13 protein-coding genes and 1 pseudogene are annotated in these 21129 nt (G+C 50.1%); 6 read left to right on the forward strand and 8 right to left on the reverse strand.

Annotation, left to right across the window (positions count from 1 at the left end):
- The first annotated feature begins 6 nt into the window (after positions 1 to 6).
- Complete coding sequence (locus H8K29_RS13235; RefSeq protein WP_186897953.1) at positions 7 to 381, forward strand: MerR family transcriptional regulator; 375 nt, start codon at positions 7 to 9, stop codon at positions 379 to 381.
- A 362-nt stretch (positions 382 to 743) separates the two neighbouring features.
- Here the strand turns inward: H8K29_RS13235 and H8K29_RS18220 are convergent.
- A pseudogene (locus tag H8K29_RS18220) lies at positions 744 to 1094 on the reverse strand (methyl-accepting chemotaxis protein); the annotation flags it as partial.
- Between the two features lie 1633 nt (positions 1095 to 2727).
- On the reverse strand, positions 2728 to 3135 hold the full coding sequence (locus tag H8K29_RS13245) for a helix-turn-helix domain-containing protein (protein WP_255422949.1): 408 nt from the start codon (positions 3133 to 3135) through the stop codon (positions 2728 to 2730).
- Positions 3136 to 3222: 87 nt separating this feature from the next.
- Here H8K29_RS13245 and H8K29_RS13250 point away from each other — a divergent pair, with 87 nt between their 5' ends.
- Positions 3223 to 4083, forward strand: coding sequence for an SDR family oxidoreductase (locus tag H8K29_RS13250; RefSeq protein WP_186897955.1), 861 nt, complete (start codon positions 3223 to 3225; stop codon positions 4081 to 4083).
- Between the two features lie 72 nt (positions 4084 to 4155).
- Here the strand turns inward: H8K29_RS13250 and H8K29_RS13255 are convergent, their stop codons facing one another.
- The 6 genes from H8K29_RS13255 to garD all read right to left on the reverse strand — a co-directional run bounded on the left by H8K29_RS13255 (position 4156) and on the right by garD (position 14333).
- Positions 4156 to 6033 (reverse strand): potassium transporter Kup, encoded by a 1878-nt coding sequence (locus H8K29_RS13255; RefSeq protein ID WP_186897956.1) that lies wholly within the window; start codon positions 6031 to 6033, stop codon positions 4156 to 4158.
- Between the two features lie 1014 nt (positions 6034 to 7047).
- Complete coding sequence (locus H8K29_RS13260) at positions 7048 to 8874, reverse strand: NACHT domain-containing NTPase (protein ID WP_186897957.1); 1827 nt, start codon at positions 8872 to 8874, stop codon at positions 7048 to 7050.
- Between the two features lie 564 nt (positions 8875 to 9438).
- The gene (locus tag H8K29_RS13265) at positions 9439 to 10125 is read right to left on the reverse strand and encodes a response regulator (protein WP_186897958.1); all 687 of its coding nucleotides are present in this window, start codon (positions 10123 to 10125) and stop codon (positions 9439 to 9441) included.
- Entirely contained in the window at positions 10122 to 11687 is a 1566-nt protein-coding gene (locus tag H8K29_RS13270) for an ATP-binding protein (protein WP_186897959.1), read from the reverse strand. Before H8K29_RS13270 ends, H8K29_RS13265 begins: the two co-directional genes overlap by 4 nt.
- Before the next feature lie 122 nt (positions 11688 to 11809).
- Positions 11810 to 12634 (reverse strand): NAD(P)-dependent oxidoreductase, encoded by an 825-nt coding sequence (locus H8K29_RS13275; RefSeq protein WP_186897960.1) that lies wholly within the window; start codon positions 12632 to 12634, stop codon positions 11810 to 11812.
- Between the two features lie 145 nt (positions 12635 to 12779).
- Positions 12780 to 14333: a galactarate dehydratase gene (gene garD / locus H8K29_RS13280; protein ID WP_186897961.1), complete on the reverse strand. Its 1554-nt coding sequence runs from the start codon at positions 14331 to 14333 to the stop codon at positions 12780 to 12782.
- A gap of 378 nt (positions 14334 to 14711) precedes the next feature.
- On the opposite strand from garD, the gene H8K29_RS13285 reads away from it, so the two are divergent.
- From H8K29_RS13285 to H8K29_RS13300, 4 genes are all read left to right on the forward strand, one after another.
- Entirely contained in the window at positions 14712 to 15416 is a 705-nt protein-coding gene (locus H8K29_RS13285; RefSeq protein ID WP_186897962.1) for a FadR/GntR family transcriptional regulator, read from the forward strand.
- 214 nt (positions 15417 to 15630) lie between these two features.
- Positions 15631 to 18321 carry a TonB-dependent siderophore receptor gene (locus H8K29_RS13290; RefSeq protein WP_186897963.1) on the forward strand — a complete coding sequence of 897 codons (2691 nt, stop codon included), beginning with the start codon at positions 15631 to 15633 and terminating at the stop codon, positions 18319 to 18321.
- A 55-nt stretch (positions 18322 to 18376) separates the two neighbouring features.
- Positions 18377 to 20248, forward strand: coding sequence for a glycoside hydrolase family 28 protein (locus H8K29_RS13295; protein WP_186897964.1), 1872 nt, complete (start codon positions 18377 to 18379; stop codon positions 20246 to 20248).
- Positions 20249 to 20311: 63 nt separating this feature from the next.
- Entirely contained in the window at positions 20312 to 21121 is an 810-nt protein-coding gene (locus H8K29_RS13300) for a rhamnogalacturonan acetylesterase (protein WP_255423375.1), read from the forward strand.
- Positions 21122 to 21129 lie beyond the last annotated feature (8 nt).

A 21129-nucleotide genomic window follows, 5' to 3' on the forward strand; every position in this document is an offset into this window, starting at 1 on the left:
ATTCTCATGACTGAAATTAAAATCGAAACAGTGACCTTGCCACCGATTCCGGCCAAGCGTTATTTCACGATTGGAGAAGTAAGCGAATTGTGTGGCGTTAAGCCACACGTTTTGCGTTATTGGGAGCAGGAATTTTCGCAACTGAAGCCGGTAAAACGGCGGGGCAACCGTCGTTATTACCAGCATCATGAAGTGCTTCTGATACGTCGTATCCGCGAACTTTTATATGAGCAGGGCTTCACGATCAACGGTGCCCGCAATAAACTCGGCAGTGCCGCTGGGCGTATCCAGGAAACTGACGAAGTGGTGGAAACTCCGGTGGATCTGCACTACATTCGTGATGAGCTACGCTCCATACTGAATCTGCTCACCCCGCAATAAACATCAAGGGCAGAGTGAATGCCCTTGGATGTTTTACTTCCTGATGTTTTACTTCCTTATTATTACCTCTTGATTGTACGCAATCGTACTACGGCAGATTCAGTTTGAGTTTCTGCCGTTTTCAATTCAATTTTCCTTTTCTGTTGTTTCAATCTCAGCAATTGACCTTGTTCTTCATGTTCCATATGAATATCGCTTTGGTAGATTTTAAATACACTGACTGCATCAATCAGCGCTGAGGCCTGATCCTCTAGGCTGGCGGTTGATTTCGCTCCCTCATCTGCGAGGCTGACATTGTGTTGCGTGATTTCATCAATAGCAGCGATTGCTTCATTGACGCTGGAAATACCCATGCTTTGCTCCCGGCTGACATCTGCCACATGCCGGATCAGATCGGTCACTTGAGCGATATTTTCGGCGATTTCCTGCATCGTTTTTCCCGCCGAATCTATCATGTTGTTACCGTGTTGTACTGCTTCGCTTGATGTGTTGATTAAGGACTTGATTTCCTTGGCGGCATTCGCGCTGCGCTGCGCGAGATTTCTGACTTCGCTGGCGACTACTGCAAAGCCACGCCCTTCCTGTCCGGCTCTGGCTGCTTCAACTGCCGCGTTGAGCGCAAGGATATTGGTCTGGAATGCAATGCCATCCATCACACCGATAATTTCCGCAATTTTGCGCGTACCGGATGTGACTGATTGCATCGATACGATGGCCTTATCCATAACCTGCAAGCCTTGTTGCACGTGCTCTGCGGATGTGTTGGCGAGGCTGCTTGCCTGCGCCAGATTGCCCGCATTCTCTTTCACTGTGCTGGTCAGTTCCTCGACGGAGGTTGCTGTTTGTTGCAGAGAGCCAGCCTGCGTTTCAGTACGGTTGGCAAGCTCTGCATTTTCATTATGGATATGATGGGCAATGTTGTTGACGTTTTCAGCGCCAGTACGGATATTTTGCACAAGGTGACTCAAGCCCTGATTCATTTTTGTGACCGCGTTAATCAATTGCGCCAGCTCATCTTGCCCGCTGCGTTCAGGCATCTGAATTAAATCTCCCGATGCCGTTTTTTCGATATTTTCAGTCAGTGTTTTGATGTCTCTCGACAGTGCAAAATAGATTCCGAGCAAAAAATAACTGGCGATCAGTACCAACAACATGAGTGCTGAAAACATTTTGGCTATTTTCTGATTCAGTTGTTGCGCGTGACGCGTCAGGCGCTGATCAATCAGCGTGGATACGGTTTTACTCGCAGCGTTCAGATTTGCCAGCGTTTCATCGCCGGCTTTTAAAAATGCGTTCCCTGAGCTTTGATTGACTGAAGACAGAACTTCATCTTTGGCTCTTTCCAGATATTGTTCCGAGACGCCGATCGCTGCTTTAAGCGAGCGGAATTCAGTTTGATAATCGGGATTGCTTTTTTCCAGCGAATCCACTCTTTGTCGCAACTGCACTAACTCGTATTTCGCCATCAGTTGCAACGAATTGAGCATCACATCTTCGCCACCTTCAAATAAGCCAGTATCGATATATGCTGCGCCACGGGCGGACATCACCGCGATTTTCTCTGCGATGGAAGGAATACCGGTCAGATAGATATTCGCCAGTTCATGAGTGACGAAATCGCTGTCGAGAGCGAGCTTGGAAGCATAAGCACGCTCCTGAATTTGCTGATTCAAGCGCTCTGATAATTTGGTGTATTCGGTAAAACTGACGGCAGACTTTAAGCTCGCTTGTTGACCAATCAGATCTTGCCAGCGTTTTTTTATGTCGTCGTTAACGTCCGGCTTTTTCAGACTCTCATTAATTTGCTTTTGATTTGAGCTGATCGCATCGGCAACTTGTTTATTGCCATTGAGCTGCAGATGCTGCAATGCCCTTTGTTTCCGTATCAGTGTTTCCAGATCCTGATATCCGTGTATCTGCTGTATGGCGAATTGCTTTTCTTTGCTAATCCCGACCTCAGCCCGCATTTCGATGAAGAGCAGCGTCAGAACAATGAAGAGAGGAATAGAAAATGCCGCGGCGATGAACGCGACCTTATGCCCGATGCGAAAACCTTGCGTCAGACGAATGGCGGGAGAGAGGAGTTTGAGCACGATTTTCTTAAAGGAAAAATGCATGGAGGAAACATATTTAACGTGAGAATAGTTCTTAAATATGACTTCGTTATGACCTTAGGGAAGCGTGTTCAGACGCGCCTTGAATTACCCGGCGGACTCACTGCGGAGTGTGAATCGGCACCAGATCAGCGGACAGACGCCGCGCAAATCAAGCGGGGCGGGCACTCAGGCCAGACCCGTTTTGAGTGAAGTGAAAAATGTGATCGGAATGAGCAGCTTGCAGGCTTGCCTATTGCTCACTTTTCTGATTTTGTGCAGCGATAATTTCCGGCAGGTTCAACTCTATCCAATCTGCCAGCGCTTCTACTTTTTTTGCGATTTCGGTGCCGGATTGCGTCAGCGTGTATTCCACATGCGGCGGCACCACAGGATAAGAAATCCGCTCAACGAAGCCATCCGCTTCCAGCCACTGCAAGGTTTGCGCCAGCATTTTTTCACTGATGCCATTGACCTTGCGCCGTAAATCGCTGAAGCGTTGCGTTCCGCTTAACAGCGCCACCAGAAGCAATACGCCCCAACGACTGGTGACGTGTTTAAGAATCTCTCTGGATGGACATTTCTCGGTGAACAGATCGCCGCGCTGCATTCTGTCTGCCAGGCTCGGTGCAAAAGGTATTTCGACCGCTTTCATTTTCATTCTTACTTACCTTTTTGTGCGTACTTACTTTTAGTTAGCTAAGGCGCTATTATGCCTGTTCCTACTCAATTTACAAAGGGATTTACCATGATAGTCGTCACAGGTGCTTCCGGCCAGCTTGGTCGTTTAGTGATAGAAGCCTTATTAAAAAAAATTCCAGCCAGTGAGATCGTCGCGGCGGTACGTAAGCCAGACAGCGTGAATGATTTGGCCGAGCGCGGTGTACAGGTGCGGCAGATCGATTACAGTCGCCCGGAAACGCTTGCTGGCGCTTTCAAAAAGGGTGAAAAATTACTGCTCATCTCCAGCAGTGAAATCGGGCAGCGCGTATCTCAGCATAAAGCCGTGATCGATGCGGCGAAAAACGCCGGTGTTGAACTGATTGCCTATACCAGTATTTTGCATGCAGATTCTTCTCCATTGCCGCTGGCTGCCGAGCACAAAGAAACCGAGCAACTGCTGCAGGCTTCTGGTTTGCCAGTCGTTCTGTTAAGAAATGGCTGGTATACCGAGAACTATCTCGCCAGCGTGCCAGCTGCTTTACAGTACGGTGTCTTGCTGGGAAGTGCCGGAGACGGTCGCATTTCATCTGCTGCCCGCGCCGATTATGCCGAGGCTGCGGCAGTCGTGCTGACCAGTGAAAATCAGGCCGGGCGGATGTATGAGCTGGCAGGTGATGATTCGTATTCTCTGCAAGAGCTGGCGCAAGAAATCGCGCGGCAATCAGCTAAAGCAGTGGCTTATCAGAATTTGCCGGAAAGCGCTTATAAAGATGCCTTGCTGAGTGCGGGTCTGCCTGAAGCTGTGGCAGTGTTGCTGTCCGAATCTGATGTTGGTGCATCGCAAGGCGGGTTGTTTGATGATAGCCATCAATTGAGCAAACTGATCGCACGCCCAACCACGGCATTGCCAGTATTGCTTAAAGCTGCGCTCGCGTCGGCATCCTGAAAATAGGAATGCAGCCAGTCATCATCATGCTCATCGACGGCTGGCTGCATTCTGCTGAAAATACTTTTTGACTTAAATCTGCACCCGGGTACCCAGTTCGATCACGCAATTATTCGGCAGATGGAAATAATCGACGACGCTGAGCGAGTTACGCGACATCAGTGCAAATAAAATTTCCCGCCAGTGCGCCATCCCCGTGCCTTTGGTTGGCACAACGATTTCGCGGCTCAGGAAATACGAAATCTCAAACATATTCAAGGTCAGGCCATGTGCCTTGCATAACTCCAGCGCTTTCGGAATATCCGGCGTATTTTTAAAGCCATAGTTCAGTTTCACTTTCCAGAACCCAGGAGCCAAGGCTTCGACTTGTACCCGTTCTTCAAACGGCACCCACGGCACATCATGAAACTTCACCGTCAAGATGATATTGCGTTCATGCAGCACCTGATTGTGCTTCAGATTATGTAATAAGGCTTGTGGCACCGTATCTGGGTTCGCGACTGCATACACCGCAGTCCGCGATGCGCGCGGCGTGTTGTCACCGGATAAGGCGGTCACGAACGGCAATAACTCAGGGTCACCTTTGCGTATGCTGTCGATCAATAATTCACGACCACGCCGCCAGGTCGCCATCACCAGAAAAATCGCAACGCCCATCGCCAGCGGAAACCATCCACCCTGCAAAAATTTCAGCGAACACGCGACCACCAGCAAAATATCCAGCGTTAAAAATACGCCGGTCGCAGTGACTGCCAACGAGAAAGGCATTTTCCAGCCGTGATGAATCACGAAAAAAGTTAAGATGGTCGTAATCATCATCGTCACCGTCACTGCAATACCGTAGGCAGCCGCCATCGCGGAAGAGCTGCCAAAGCCGACAACGGCGAACAATACGCCAGCGAGCAGCAACCAGTTAACGCCGGGCATATAAATTTGCCCCATCTCTTTGGCTGAGGTGAAATTCACCTGCATGCGCGGCAGCAGCCCCAACTGCACCGCTTGCTTAGTCATCGAATACGCACCGGAAATAACCGCTTGCGAAGCGATGACGGTGGCGATCGTTGCCAGCACCACAGCGGGTATCAGCAGATGCTCAGGGAATAAGCGGAAAAACGGGTTTTCAATCGCCGATGGATCGCGCATCAGCAAGGCACCCTGACCCATATAGTTGATTGCCAGCGCAGGTAACACCATGCCTGTCCAGGCTAATTGGATAGGGCGTTTTCCAAAGTGCCCCATGTCTGCATACAGCGCTTCGGCACCCGTAAACGCGAGCACAATCGCACCGATCACGATAAAAATATGCCAGCCTTGTGAGCTTAAAAAACGAATCGCGTTCAGCGGATTGAGTGCAGCAAGAATCGCTGGCTGCAACATGATTTCACTGATCCCCGCGACGGCTAACACAGCAAACCAGATCACAATCACAGGGCCAAACAATTTGCCGACCACCGCTGTGCCGTAGCGCTGTACGGCGAATAAAGCAATCAGCACGGCAATCGAGATCGGCAAGACATAGGGCTTGAATCCCATTGAGACCACCTCTAATCCCTCGACCGCGCTCAGTACAGAAATCGCCGGAGTGATAATACTGTCGCCATAAAATAAAGACGCACCGAAAACACCGGTCAGCAACAGGATTAAACGTCGCTGCCCCGTATTACCAGCCGCTTTCGCGGCTAATGCGGTGAGCGCCATAATGCCGCCTTCGCCGCGGTTGTCTGCGCGTAAGATCAGCAGAACATACTTCAGCGTCACCACCATCATCAGCCCCCAGAAGATGACCGATACCGCGCCGATCAGATGCGTCGCATCCAAAGGCACGCCCGTCGCGGGACTGAATACCTCTTTCATGGTGTACAAAGGGCTGGTGCCGATATCGCCATAGACCACGCCCAACGCACCGAGCGTTAAGGCAGCCATGCTTTCGCGGCCAGAATGTTGACTCATACAATTCCCGAAATTCAATGAACAGAAATGCACTATGCGGTGGCTGGCATCAGGAAAGCATAAGGAAATAATCAGGAATGAATCAATAACTGCGTCAGGCGTGCGCTTTTCCAACACAACACAACGCAGTGCTAACTTCGCACCGGTACAGCTCTTGGCGAACGCGCGGCGAACGCACACTGCGCGTGATGAAAATGGAGCGCTTATAGCGGAAGAACGCATCCTTCAATAGCGCTTAAATCGTCCCCTTAACGGCAGACGAACAGCCTGAATTCTGCATACTCCCCCCTGTTTTTAATAAAACACCCTTAATCCCTGCAGAAACATTGGGCTTGTAAACATACTCGGGGGAGTATATTTTTAGGGTTTTGAGAGTGTTTGGAGGTGGTTGTTTGGGTACCAGGCACACGGTAGTGAATACTGATATCGGTTAATGTGATTGCTATGAGTAGAAGCTTGTTTTTTTAAGGAGACATATACCGCAGGTCAGAAAGCTGATTTAGCACCCGCAGCCCCCAGATACGGAAAGCGTGACCTGACTGCCGGCTGAGCTTACTTTGGCAGTGCAGGAATAGCCAATGTACTCACAGCCTGGCGTTCCCCAACAGGTCTGAGATACCTTACAACTCAGAAGCGTTCCGCTGGCAGGTGCCGAGAATCTGTATTCAGTTTTATCGCCGACCTGGGGCTCAGAGTTTGTGCCTCCCTTACGGCGGCTCTTCACTCCTACAAGTACCTGGCGCTCGGTTTTTCCGTTTATCTGCATTGCGGCTTCTGTCGGTTCTTGCACCCCATAGATCCAGGCCATAACCGTCGAAGATTGACCGTGGCTGCTGCTAAAGTTGCAGCTGCAGCCCTCGAACTCCTTCTCAACAACTTCGGGCATTCGTTCCACTCTGACCTTACCGTTACGCGACTGCGCCAAGGGTTCGCTCGCGATACATCGGACAGTAATGCAGATGCTGAGGGCGGACAAGACTATGAACTTCATGTGGTTGCGGAACTGGAGCAAGGCTAGCTCTTTCGCTTTCTGTCAAAGATCATGGGTCGGCTATTCAGCTTGTTGGCGTGAACTTCCGCTTCCTTTAGCTTTTCCTTCAGCTTATAGATATGATCTGCCAGACTCCTCTGGCATTTATCGATTCCCCATCGATCCAGAAACTTCGGGAATGCGAATTCTATTTCGTTGTTCAGATGAGCTGAGATTTGCATTTCTTCGGCACGAAGTTCCGATACCTCGGATTCAGTTAGAATTTCTGGTCCGGTGAGGAACGCGGCTGTTGACAGCACGTCGCTAAGTTCTCGTGCATAGAAGTTGTCTGCTTCTTGCCAACTCCCAAATGAGGACCGCTTAAACGTTCCAGCCTTATCCGGCGACGCACGATAAGCGACGTACGTTTTGCTCATCCATGAGGGCATCATGGTCTGTAGTTGTATTCCACTTTTGCACGCGGCAAGTTCTTCAAACAATGAAATCGCTAAACGTAGATTGTTGATCGCGAAATATTTGGAGAATCTGTAGGGATCAATGCTCTGTAGAAAGCCAAGGCATTCCTGCCAGTGAACCCACGACACGGTGGCTTCTTCGTAGAACCGTTTAGCGAATGCATCATCAGAACTTTTTACGAATGCAGCGGCGTGATATTCAGCGATGCTCTTATGAAGGAACGTCGCGTCTCCGACACCTTCCTCTAGCATCAGGCATGCAACCTTGGTTATGTCCTTTCTGAACGCAGATTCCTTGCATGCTGATCCTTCAAGGTAGTCTTGTGCAAGCTCAAAGGCTTCATTGAACTGTGCTGGACTCAGAGTCCGGCTGGTTCCGAGTTGAAGGCTCATGAAACAGAATGCCTCAAAGAGGGCTTGGAGTTTCCTTTCTGAGAGTCCTGAGTGGTGCTCTCTTTCAAAGGCGGCCTTAAGCTTATCGTGGCGAGTAAAGACTGTGTAAAAAAGTCTATCAAAGAACTCGGGGAGGTCGGCTGGAATCTGCTTTTCGGATTGGTAGACAAATACTACCAAGGTTAACATCAGGGGGGTGACAATCAACCCCGCTACTTGACTCGGACTCGACTGAATTGCGTGCACGATATCGACAATTTTGACGGGTTCAAGACCTAGTGCCTGCAGAAATGGAGGGTAGTCTGCTGCATGCAACGGACCGACTTCCAGTACTCGAAAGGAGTTGAGTTTTTGAACCTCGTTGTTTGGTCTTGAAGTTACAATTATCTGAAGTTCCGGGAATTTTTGCGCAAGGTGTTCGAGGTCAAGAGTCGCTTGTCTAACCAGTGGCGTTTCCAATTCATCGAAGCCATCGAGGAGTACTACAATCTTTCCTGATGCAGCCAGATATTCGAACAATGCATCGTCTACATTAACATCATAAGCCGACAATGCTTTGTGAATAGATGCGATTAATGGAGTCGATTTTGTGACTTTTCTCAGCTCAAGAAAGATCGGTAGGCGTCGGTTGTCCTTACGGAGAATTTCTTGGAGTGCCAGATAGCGAAGTAGAATCGATTTTCCTTGGCCAACGATGCCTTGAATGACTATGCAGCCTTCACCAAGATCGGTAATTGACTCTAGGACCGTTGATCTTTCTTCAGCAGAACGAAGCCTACTCGGATAGTAGAAACTTCTGAGTGAAACATTCTTTTCTGGGCTCCATATCGTTCGCACAGAGTCGATGTCGGAAAGTTGTCTAGCAATCTTCTTTGAGAATCCTGTCGCGGTCCAGCGGTCAAGCGACCTTTGGACTGTTCCCTTTGCGCCGTCGTAAATGTCTTTTATTATCGGAGACGCTGCCTTTGCTATCGCTGATAATCCGATTATGGTCGCGCTCATTTTTTCCTTAATTAACAGTAGCTGGGTTGCATCAGCTGCGGAAGTCGTGAAACCTAACTTGGGAGTTAAGGCCGCACCGAAGGCATCGGCTTTGGATGACGTATTAGGCCTCTAAGGTTACAGCCGAGATTTAAGTTTGCAAGATTGCATCTTAACTCAGCGTTAAAAAATTAACCATACGCTTGCTATGCCTTTTTCTATTTATCTAGTCTGGCTATGTTTGGGTATACCGGTTAAAGATAGCGCATATCCAAGCAAAAAAAAGGATCACATCAACGGCATCGCCAAAGCTCGTTTATTCGAATAGCTGCGGGAACGGAAGTGTTACCTGTATTCACGTTTCGCAACTGAAAAAACATGCCTACTGGATACGCATTTGCCTACGCTGGCAACAGACAAAAATCATCCTCAAAACTGCAGGTAAACAGCCTGAATTTTGCATACTCCCCCCTGTTTTTAATAAAACACCCTTAATCCCTTCAGAAACATTGGGCTTGTAGAGATACCCCGGGGAGTATATTTTGAGCATTTTGACGGGGCTAGTGGCAGATGACGATGCTGGCGCTAGATGGCGGCCAGGCGATAGCCGACGCCGGTTTCTGTCAGCAGGTAGCGGGGTTCTGTCGGGTTGTCTTCGATTTTTGCGCGCAGTTGTGCCATGTAGAGTCGCAGGTAATGCGTGTGGTCGATGAATTCTTCGCCCCAGACATCGACCAGCAGCTGGCGGTGTGTGACGACTTTGCCGCTGCTGCGCACCAGGCGTGCAAGTAAGCTGAATTCGGTTTTGGTCAGATGCAGAACCTGGCCGTGGCGTTCGACCAGGCGGGTGCTGAGGTCGATGTGTAAGCCATCCAGCGTGTATTCGGTTGTGGCGGCGGGCACGTTGGTGCCCCGGTGGCGCAAGGCGACCCGGATGCGCGCCAGCATTTCACCGACGCTGAATGGCTTCGTCAGATAATCGTCTGCGCCTGCATCCAGCAGGGCAATTTTTTCGGCTTCCTGGTGTCTGGCTGAAACAATCAGAATCGGCAGATTGCTTTGCTTGCGCACCTGGCGCACCAGGTCGGCTCCGTTACCATCGGGCAGGCCCAGATCGAGCACCATCACATCCGGCAACGCATGTTTTAAGATGGCGCTGGCTTCGCTGATGGAGACGGCGGTTTGCACGGTAAACCCTTCGACAGACAACGATGCCTGTATCAGTGAGCGTATCTCTTTGTCGTCTTCCACCACTAACACGCGGATGCTCATGACAACTCTCCTGCAAGTGCGGGTGGTTGCGCATCCAGCGGTAACTGCAAGCTGAATTCGCTGCCGCCTTCCTGTGGCTGGTTCAGCACCAGATTGCCGCCATGCACAGTTGCGATGGCCTTGCAAACGGCGAGCCCGAGTCCTGAGCCGCGCTGGCTGCTGCGATCGGTGTGATCGCCACGCACATAGGGTTCAAAAATACTGAGTTGTTCGTGTTCCGGTATGCCTTTACCGCTGTCTTTCACCGAGATCCGCATCCACTGCTGATGCTGATCGGCGTTGTGTTCATCAGAACCTTGTGCGCCCTGTATGCTGACGTGCAGTTGTATGTCGCCATCGGTATATTTCAGGGCGTTTTCCAGCAAATTCGCCAGCAGTTGCGAAATCAAAACCGGATCGACTCTGACCAATGGCAGGCCTTTCGGAAGCTGAAGCTGAATGCGTTTGTCTGTGTCATGTTGGCGCACCCGCGCCAGCACGCTGCCGATGATTTCTTCTATGGATTCCCAATCCCGCACCAGCGATTGCGGTGTGTTTTCCAGACGCACAAGTTGCAGGGTGTTTTCTGTCAGCGCCGATAAATATCCGGCTTCTTTGATGATGCTGTCGAGCAGGTGTTCTTGTTCGGCTGTGCTGAGTTTGGCATGCTGAAGTTGCAGCGCGGATGCTGCACCGACCACGACGGCTAATGGTGTACGTAAATCATGCGAGACCGCCGCTAAAAATATGCCCTGTAATTGCTGACGCTCTGTTTCGCGTTGCGCAGCCAGAATGCTGGCGTTCAGGCTTAATCTCAAGAGCGCCTGCGCCAGTATCGTACAAAGCGCTTCGGCATGCTGGCGGCCGCTGCTGTCATTTGCAGCAACGGATTGTATGCATACAGCGCCCAGCATTTGTCCATGCGGATGACTATCTGCTATGGGTAAATACCATGCGTCGAGATCAGACCAGCGATTGGTGCCCGCGCCGATGACGCTGCCTTCTTTCATGCAGCACGCCATGCCATCGCGTATGGTTGCGGGCAGCTCATTGCGGCAATGTAATTTTCCGTTGACGTCGTTCAGACCAAGCAGGTTGACGCCGGAAAAAGAATCGTCGAACGCTTGTTGTCCTAAGCCGTAAATATTGTCAGCGGTATTGCATGCGGCGAGTCGTACCGCCAGATGTTGCAATTGTCGTGCGCGTTGCTCATTCAGATGCGCGATCTCGGTTTCGCGGCGTAGGCCGGATGTCAGGCGATGAATCACCAAGGCCAGTACCAGCATCGTGATCAGTGCAATGAAATGTTCCGATTGATCTATTCTGAACGTCCAACGGGGCGGGACAAAAAAGAAATTCAGCGCGGCCACCGCGGCGAGGGCGCAGGTGACAGAGTAAATCCAGCTTAGACTGTATGCAGCGATAACTACCGCCAGCACATAGATCATAGACTGACTGGTGAGCGAGACATAAGGGTCAATCAGCGCATTGACACCGCTGGCTAATGCCAGCAGTAAAAAGATAGAAAAGCTATCTCTTAACGGGGAGTGCGGTCGCTGCAGGAGCTCAGTGATTTTGTTCATCTGAGCAGCGTACCATAGACGATATTAAGAACGCATCAGGATTTTCTGACTGATTCAATCGCGGAAATGTCAGCGCCAGTTGATCACATCACTGGCGCTGTTATTGCAACTTATGGTTTGTATTATGGTTTGTACTGTGGGCCGCTCAGAATGAAGCCGCCACCCTGATACGTGCTGCCGACATCATCAGCATCCGGATAGCGACCGGTATCCGGGAATAAATGCGCAAATTTGTCTGAGCTGTCTTTTGGTTCATAGCCCAGATGTGATGCCGCGTGATTACTCCACCATTTTTCACGATTGTCGGAGACACCGAATACGATGGTGTAGCCGACGCGTGGAGTGAAGGCTGCGCAACGCAGTAATTCAACTAAATCGTCGTAACTCAGGTAGGTCGTCAGCATGCGGCGATTGGCCGGCGCAGGGAAGGCCGAGCCTATGCGTACGCACACGGTTTCGATGCCAACACGGTCATAGTAATAACGTGACAGACTTTCACCAAAACATTTACTGACGCCGTAAATACCATCTGGACGTGGTGGCATCGTCGCATCAATGAAATCAGTGGTTTTGTAAAAACCGATAGTGTGGTTAGAGCTGGCGAAAATCACGCGGCGTACTTTATGGTGATGCGCCGCTTCGTAAATGTTGTAGGTGCCTTGAATATTGGCACGCATGATGTCTTCAAAACTGGCTTCAACGGAGATGCCGCCGAAATGCAGAATCAGTTCTACATCTTTCACCAGATCCATTACCGCTGCTTTGTCGGCAAGGTCGCATTGCACGACTTCTTCGCCTTCTTGTGCTGCACCAAGATCAGCCAGATCGCTGACACGTAAAATATCCGTCCAGTCTTTCAGTTTTTCACGCAGGATTTTTCCCAGACCGCCAGCGGCGCCGGTCAATAAGATGCGGTGAAAGGGTTTTGCTACAACTTGCTTGTCCATAGTTTCCTCTTTTTTATTTTGTGTAATGAATAGTGTCAGTCAATGATGCGTTTGTGATGCGTTTAATTGACCTGAGCCGCCGCTGTAATTTCTGCTGACAGCGCATTGAAATCGGTCTGTCAGCAGCATAGATTGCGATCAACAATCAGGTGATCGGCGCCGGATTGAACAAGACCAGTGCGTTATGGAGTTTCCAATGTTCAGCCCAGGTTTTTTTACCGCTGGCGACATCGAGCATCATGTGGAAAAGTTCCCAGCCTATGTCTTCTATGGTGGCGTTGCCAGTCGCAATCTTACCGGCATTAATATCCATCAGATCATGCCAGCGTCGCGCCAGATCATCGCGTGTCGCCACTTTAATCACTGGTACCGGTGCCAGACCATAAGGTGTGCCGCGGCCAGTGGTGAAGATATGCAGATTCATTCCGGCTGCGACTTGTAAAGTGCCGCAAATAAAATCGCTGGCAGGCGTTGCTGCGTAAATCAGGCCGCGTTGCTGAAGTTTTTCACCGGGCGATAACACGCCTGAAATTGGCGATGAGCCCGATTTGACGATGGACCCCATGGCTTTTTCAACGATGTTGGAGAGCCCGCCTTTTTTATTTCCCGGCGTCGTGTTGGCGCTGCGGTCTGCACCGCCACGTTTCAGATAATCGTCATACCATTGCATTTCCCTGATCATGGCATTGGCGACTTCCGGGCTCGTGGCGCGTGAAGTGAGTTGATCGATGCCGTCGCGCACTTCTGTCACTTCGGAAAACATCACGCTGGCACCAGCACGGACTAATAAGTCGGTGGCAAAACCGACCGCAGGGTTTGCGGTAACGCCGGAAAAAGCATCGCTGCCACCGCATTGCACGCCAACGACCAGATCAGAAGCAGGGCATACCACGCGCTGACGTTGATTCAGTATCGTCAACTGCGCTTTGGCCTGTTCCATGATGGATTGAATCATCGATTGAAAGCCAATGTGCGCAGCGTCTTGAAGGCAGACAACGGGAGGCTGTGCCTCATTCTTAATCGGGAAACTACCGGCAGGGAAGAGTTTGGCTGGTTGTAGTTTTTCACAACCAAGGCTGACGACCATTGCCTGCCCGCCGAAATTCGGGTTGCGTGCGATATTTCTGATGGTACGAATCGGGATTTCTGCACCCGGCGCATCAATCGCAACACCGCAGCCATAGGTGTGTTCAATCCCAATAACGTCATCGACGTTTGGAAAGTCCGGCAGTAATTCTGCTTTGATGCGTTTGACTGCATGTTCGACCACGCCTGACACGCATTGCACAGTCGTGGTGATGGCGAGGATATTACGCGTTCCTACGCTGCCATCGTCATTCCGGTAGCCCATAAACGTATGGCCTTCAAGCGGCGGCAACGGTGTTGGCGATACGGTCGCAATCGGCAGATTGTCGAGTACGCGGGCATCCGGCATGCGTATCAATGTTTCATTGAGCCACTGACCACGTTTTACATCAGTGTTGGTATAGCCAATCGTCACGTTATAACGCCGGATGGTGCTGCCTTCGGGTAAGTCTGTTAACGCAACTTTATGTCCCTGAGGAACATGATCAACAAGTTCCAGAGCGCAGGGGAACACGGTATGTGCCGGCAGCCCGCCATCATTGACGACGATGGCGACGTTGTCATCGTCGTGCATCTTGATATACAAGGGTTTTTGCTCGGAAGTAAGCTGCATGAAATATCCTTTGCCTGGTTTTGCGTTGGTGTTATTTTTTGACTAGCGCAAAATTTTAAAAAATTGGTCAGGCCAGATGATAACTGGATAGACCGAAATGCGCCGATGTCACAAAATATTTTTATTGGATCAGGTATGCGTAATTTTGTAGATTAGTTGAATTTTTAGAGTTAATTTCATTTAAATTCAATGGTTTATCGCATTTTATCTGGGAGTGCTGCGGCCATTTCGCTATAATCTTTGGTGCCGAATTTGTGGTGAGTATGCCACTATGATAAATTTTTGGCTAGTCCAGATTGATGTTTTGGTCAGACCAAATTAGAATGGCCTGACCGAACAAAAAATGACTGGCTGTTATGTTGATAAGGTCGTCAAAAAATGAATAAAAAAAATAATGTGGGACAAAGCGAGGCAATTTCTCATGAGCCGCGCCTGTATCGCGTCGTGGCAGACAAGATTAAGGGATTGATTGCTGAAGAAGAAATCAAACCTGGTGAGCGTCTTCCATCGGAGCGAGATCTGGCAACAAAGCTCAGCGTATCACGCGCGTCCTTACGTGAAGCACTGATTGCACTTGAACTGAGCGGTACGGTTGAAGTGCGTGGCGGTTCTGGTGTGTATGTCAGTCAGGTTATTGAATCAGAGGCGCATTTGCCTGAAGTCGGTGCCGGGCCATTTGAAGTGTTATCGGCACGGCGCTTGATTGAATCAGAAGTCGCAGCAATTGCGGCACGTGTGGCGACTGATTCGGCGATTGACGACATTTTAAAAGCAGTACTGGAAATGGAAGCGCATCACGCGAATTACGCCAGCAATGAAAGTGCGGACAGGAATTTTCATCTGTCCATCGCCAGAGCAACAGGTAATAGCGCGTTAGTCGGTGCTGTCGAATATTTATGGAATCAACGTGGCCGCTTATGGCACAAATTGAAGGAGCATTTTCAGACAGAAGAATTACGTCATGAAACATTGACGGACCATAGAAATATTCTGGAGGCGATTGCCTCACATGATCCGGCGGCTGCCCGCAAAGCGATGCGGGCGCATCTGGAACGTGTAACCAGAACTTTTTCTCGCGGCTGAAACACTGATAAGGCAAAGACACATTTGCCAGTTTTAGCGGTAGAGACTACCGATTTTTCGACCGGCTGAGACCCCGGTGAGACACTGATATTTTTTGTGTACTCATCTTCGTCGCAGCGGCACGGAGTACGCGAGGTGCTCCAGACAAGTCACTCACCACCAAAACCGGGAGTGACATCGTTGATGAAAAATAGGAGTTTGAGGAGACATTAGAATGAAAAAGAAAGTAACGAGCCGTTCCGCATTTATGCTGAGCAGCGTCAGTATTGCTGTTCTGACGCTGGTCAATCAGGTGCAGGCAGAAGAAATACAAAAGGTAGAAGTCACGGGGTCTTCTATCCGTCGTCTGGCTACCGAGGCATCGTTGCCTGTCACGATGGTGACTGGTGAAGAGCTGGAAAAACGTGGTATGACCACACTTGCCGATCTGATGATGGCATTGCCGGAATCAGCATCGCTGGCACCTTCAAATGCAGGCTCAGGTACAAACATCAATCTGCGCGGTTTGGGTGTTAACCGCACGCTGGTGTTGTTGAATGGACGTCGTCTGGCGAACGAAGCGATTGCCGACGGCTATGCCAATCTGGATGTGATTCCTATGAGTGCGATTGCACGCGTAGAGATATTGCGTGATGGTGCTTCCTCGATTTATGGTTCGGATGCGATCGGTGGCGTAGTTAACTTCATCACCAAACGCACATTTGAAGGTAAAACGATATCTGCGCAATTGGTACAGCCACAAAAAAATGGCGGTGCAGATGAGCAGCGTATCAGCGGAACTGTCGGTTTCGGCAACCTGGCACAAGATGGCTGGAACTGGTATGCCACTGTTGACGCACATCGTCGCAGTCGTCTGGCGGCATCAGATCGCGCCGAATTAAGTACAAATGATATTCTGACGAGTATTGGTCGTGCACCCGCATTGGGTAGTGGCGGTTATTCGATGCCTGCCAACTTCACGACCGCAACAAATAAAAACGCACAAAATCCTTACTACGCTTCAGGTTGCCAATCACCATATTCGATGCAAGGTGCAAAAAATACTTGTATTTTGAACGATGCTGCGTACGGGAGTGCTTTGTACGGCAATGAGCAGGTGACGTTCTACACCAAATTCACAAAACGCTTCAATGAAGATCACACCTTGACGGTGGATTACATGCGCGGACAGGAATACATCCTGGGTACTAAAAATCCAACAACAAGTCTGGCTGCGAATGGTGTGACGGCGCAATTACCGTCAAGCAGTAAATGGTATCCGGGCGGTAGCGGTGGTGTACCTGCAGTTGCTGGTCTGAAGGGCGAGCCTCTGACTGTCACCTGGAGTGTTGCTGATCTGGGGCTGGCAACAACCAAAGATAAACAAGTGAACCAGCGTATCGCCGTGAACGACGAAGGGCGTATCGCCTCATGGGACTACAAACTTGGTTTTGTTTATGGTCACAGTCTGCGTGAAAACTACTATGACTCTGGTTATGTAAGCGGGGCTGATTTACTGAAAGGTATCAGCAACGGCACCCTGAATCCATTCGGTTTACAAGATTCTGCCGGGCTGGCATATCTGAAAAGTATCTCGGTCGATGGTGCCTTGAACCGGCATTCTGTCAGTACATTTACCGGCGTCGATCTGACGGTGTCGCGTGAGTTGTCAAATCTGGCCGGCGGCCCGATGATGCTGGCGCTGGGTACGGACTATCACCGTGATACGACTGAAGATCAAAAGACGGACATCACTAATATTGCAACGTATGCAGGCGCTTCGCCATCGTTTGCGAAATCCAGCCGGAATGTCGCTGCGGCTTACGCTGAGTTAGAAGTACCATTGACCAAAGAACTGAATCTGAACTTTGCTGTACGTGACGACCATTTCAGCGATTTCGGTAATACGATCAACCCTAAAGCCAGCTTCCGTTATCAGCCAACCAAAGAACTGATGTTCCGTGGTTCTGCTAACACGGGTTTCCGTGCACCGACTTTGTTCGACCGCTACGGTTACCGTTTGCCAGGTGCAACGACAAAAACAGCAGCGAAATGGGATGATCCTGTGCAATGTCCGGGCGGCACGCCAGGCGTCGCTGGCACGGGTAAAGCCTTACCTGGTCTGGTTGCTTCCACGGTCTGTAATACGACCTTGCCTAAGCAAACCGGTAGCAACGCTGATTTGCAGCCAGAAAAATCCAAAGGTTATACCTTCGGTCTCGTGGTTGAACCGTTGAAAAATCTGACAGTATCGGCTGATTACTGGCATATAGAAATGACCGACATGCTGGCGAACTTACCAGAACAGGTTTATTTCACGAATCCGCAAAAATACGCTGATCTGTTTGTGCGTAATGCCGATGGTTCACTGGCATTCATCAAAAATGTCACGATGAATCTGGGTGGTCAAAAAGCTTCCGGTATCGACGTTTCACTGGCCTATGCTTTCCCGAAAACATCCGCAGGCAATTTTAAGGTGAAACTTGACGGTACTTATCTGACGCAGTTTGATAATCAGCTGGAAAAAGATAGCCCGTATGTGTCGAATATCGGTCGTTTTGGTGCAGCAAGCAATGGCACCACTTCCAGCATGCCTATCATCACTTTCCGTTGGAAGCACACACTGAGTTTATCCTGGGATCGTGGCGACTGGGCATCACAGTTGACGCAAAACTTCAACACTGGTTATCACGATCAGAACCTGGTGGCACCAGAGTATTTCCGTGATATCGAGTCGTATTCCATCTGGAACTGGACAGTGAATTACCGTGGCTTTAAAAACATGGCAATTTCCGCAGGCATTTCGAATCTTCTGAATGCCCGTCCTCCTGTCACTAATCATAACGCTTACACCTACGGTTATCTGAGCAGCGCCGCGAGCCCTGTTGGCCGTGCTTTAAATGTTCGCTTGTCTTACGACTTCTGATAGTGCTTAGTCCCTGGCCTTGCAGGTCAGGGACATTTTAAAAGATGGAAAAATTATGAGTGTTGTGATTAACGAAAAACGCAGAAGCCTGTTGCAAGCCGCATCCAGTGTCGGACTGTTGATGGGCAGTGGTCTGGCCAGCGAAGCCATCGCTGCGACAACGAAACAAGATCCATGGAAACAGGCGCAGGCGATTATTGATCGCTTTGCCAAGCCTATCCATTTTCGCAAAGAAGATTTTCTGGTCACCAGTTATGGTGCCAAAACCTGTGAAGTAAAACCGGTAGAAGCATGGGTTTCTTTCGTCGAACGCAAAACCTTGCAGACGCCTGTTGCTGAAGCGACCGATTGTTATCCAGCTATTGCCGCTGCGATTGCTGCCTGCCATGCGGCTGGGGGCGGGCGTGTGGTGATTCCGACGGGGAATTGGTACTGTGCCGGACCTATCGTTTTGCTCTCCAATGTGAATGTGCATCTGAATGCTGGTGCACATGTTTATTTCAGTAATAATCCGGCGGATTACGCCAAATACGGTAAGTATGACTGCGGCAAAAACGGCAAGCTCTCCATGACACGCTGGGAAGGCAATGATTGTCTGAATTTCTCGTCTATGGTGTATGCGTACGGTCAGCGAAATATCGCGTTGACGGGTGATGACTGGACGTCGATTCTGGATGGACAGGCCGGTGTTAATTTCACCGACAGTCCGTATTGCTGGTGGTCCTGGAAGGGGCGTGAAAAGCCAAGTTCGGTCGGTGATATTGCCCCTGGCAGTGGCGACTGGATCAAGCATCAGAAAGGCGAGACAGAAGTATCTCTGAATCCGCAGAATCCTGTATCGCTGGCGGAAGTTGCGCCGCATCTGACGGAAGAAAAACGCCTGTTCATTCAGGGCGAGGGTGATAAATGGCGTCGTGACTCGAATTATCTGCGGGCGCTGGCGGAAGCCGGAGTCGCCGCTGATAAACGTGTTTTCGGTTTAGGCCATTTCCTTCGCCCACACATGGTGCAGTTCATTAATTGCAGCAATGTTTTGTTTCAGGGGTATCAGGTAACGAATACGCCATTCTGGCAACATAACCCGGTCGGATGTCGCAATGTTCATGTGAAAAACATTTACGCCAACAGCGTAGGCCCGAACAGCGATGGCTTCGATCCTGAATCCTGTAACTACGTCCTGATCGAAGATTCGACGTTTGATACTGGCGATGATTGCATCGCTGTTGATGCTGGAAAAGGGCCGGATGTGCAATATGGTCCGTCACAAAATATCGTCGTGCAAAACTGCAAGATGCACAGCGGGCATGGCGCGATGACATTTGGCAGCATTATGTCGGCAGGCATTCAGAACGTGTTTGCGCAGAATCTGGTATTTGAAAACAGTCATTGGAAAACTGATCCATTGAATATTGCGATTCGTTTTAAATGCAATATGAGTCGCGGTGGTTTCCTGAAAAATCTGCACATCAGGAATATCAGTATTCCGAATGGTATCCGTACGACACCGGCGTTTTACTCAACCTTGCCCGGCTCAGTAATCCCGACGAAATCGGTGGCAACTTCTGCCGGTGCGGTTATTACCATCGACTGCGGTTACGATCCGATCAACGACAATGTCCGTACACGTCCACCTGTGGTTTCCGATATTCACATTTCTAACGTTAATGTAGGTAACGTTGACACTGGTGCAGGGCAATTCTCCAGCTATCAGGCTATCGTTATTCTGGGGCCTGTACCCAGCGATTACAACGGGCCCGCATCACCTGCACCCAAAATTGTTCCGGTAAAGAATGTCACTATTTCTGACTGTGATCTTGGTAATCCGGTGAATAAAGAGAATCCTATGTATCTCTTTAATGTCAAAGACCTGGTACTGAAAAATGTCCGTGTCGGCGGCACAGTCTACAACAAAACATTGTCTGTCTGACCACTTCCCTGTAGTCAGTTTGGAGCCTCCTCGTGAGGCTCTTTTTTTAAATTGGATGACATCATGAAGACATTACTTCGTGTCGTTTTGCTCGCTTGTTCTGCTCCGCTATGGATGGCCTGTCAGGGGCCGGTGCCAGTCATGAAAGATACCCGCCCACTCGAAATTATTCTTGTCGGCGACTCGACCATGGCACCGAACAGCGGCTATGGCAATGCATTGTGCGAACGTTTTTTGAAAGAAGTAACGTGCCTGAATCTTGCGAAGGGTGGCCGCAGTTCTGGTAGTTACAGGGCAGAAGGTTCCTGGGAGATAGTGATGCAACAATTGCGACGCGACACAGATAAACGCCGCGTGGTGTTGATGCAGTTCGGGCATAACGATCAGCCTGGTAAGCCCGGACGCTCTACCGATCTGGCGACAGAATTTCCGGTTAACCTCGCGCGCTATGTCGACGAGGTCAGAACTGCTGGTGCTGAAATTATTTTGCTGACACCTCTCACGCGCAGAACCTTCAAAGATGGCGTACTGCCAAACGATTTGCGTCCGTGGGCGGAAGCCAGTTTGCGTGTCGCCAGCGAAAAGCAGGTGCCAGCGATAGACCTGAATCAGCAAAGCCACGCGCTGGTTGCCGCGATGGGGCAAAGCGAAGCTGATACGCTGGCAATGGTGTCGCCGCCACCTGAAATCGTCGCGCCGACCAGTGGCAGCACATTGGCAACAGTAGAGCGTCAGGGCACCGCGAAAAGTGCGTTTGACCGTACCCATGTCGGTAAAAAAGGCGCAGCGATTTTTTCTGCGATGGTCGTACAGGCTCTCGTGGCTGTAGATCCTGAAATCGGTAATGGCATGATCAGAGGAAGTTCAAAATGAGATACAAC

The organism is Undibacterium sp. CY21W (genome assembly GCF_014284265.1).
Lineage (GTDB): Bacteria > Pseudomonadota > Gammaproteobacteria > Burkholderiales > Burkholderiaceae_D > Undibacterium > Undibacterium aquatile.